Origin of the sequence: Pseudoalteromonas sp. APC 3893, assembly GCF_030408095.1 — a bacterium.
Classification (GTDB): domain Bacteria; phylum Pseudomonadota; class Gammaproteobacteria; order Enterobacterales; family Alteromonadaceae; genus Pseudoalteromonas.
In genome coordinates, this window is the sequence record NZ_JASDCD010000086.1 from 1 (window position 1) to 783 (window position 783).

Below are 783 nucleotides of genomic sequence, written 5' to 3' on the forward strand. Positions count from 1 at the left end.
TATACGTCACATCACCGCACCACACGGTATCTGGTTCAACAACATCAAACTGTCTATCAAGCAGATTTGGGATTTCAAGGTGTTCATTACCACCGCGTTTATATGAATGTTGAGGTACTTGGCAGCTTTCAAGCTTTAATTTAACCATTAGCTTAGCTGCACGATAACGGCTCAATTCAAAATCATTGTTCGTTGCTATCGCTGCGATTGTCCGTGCACCTGCTGAACCACCACTCATCGCATGTATTGCTTTTACTTCAGCCTCTAACCTTACTTGCTCAGGTGTCGGCGTTGTATCGCGTATGGCCCAGTATTTATAGCTGCTGCGATGCACATTGAATACGCTGCATAGCACACTAATTGGATAACGCTCTCGTTGATTTAATTTCTCAATTAATGAGAATTGTTCAGGGAGTCGGACATCAAGAGAGCGGTAGCCTTTTTTAATATATCCTTTTCTAATTCAATGCGTTGGATTTGTTTTTTAAGTTCACGGATTTCAATTTGTTCGGGCGTCATTGGTGAAGCTAAAGGTGTCTGACCATTACGTTCTTGCCTTAATTGAGTTACCCATTTACTGACGGTTGATTTACCCACCCCCATCGCTTTGGCTGCATCTTCTTGTGTATAACCTTGGTCAACAACAAGCTGAGCCGTTTCTAATTTAATTGCTGCAGAATACGTTGCACGTTTAAATTTTGTCATTTTTTCACCCAAATTTGTATGCTTATTAGCATAACATTTCTTTCTTAATGGGTGGCCAAAATTACTGTACCACTACAT

1 pseudogene is annotated in these 783 nt (G+C 40.7%); it reads right to left on the reverse strand.

Features of this window, described 5'->3' with window-relative positions:
* Nucleotides 1–705: pseudogene (locus QMA12_RS22115) on the reverse strand (transposase); the annotation flags it as partial.
* Between the last annotated feature and the right edge of the window lie 78 nt (nt 706–783).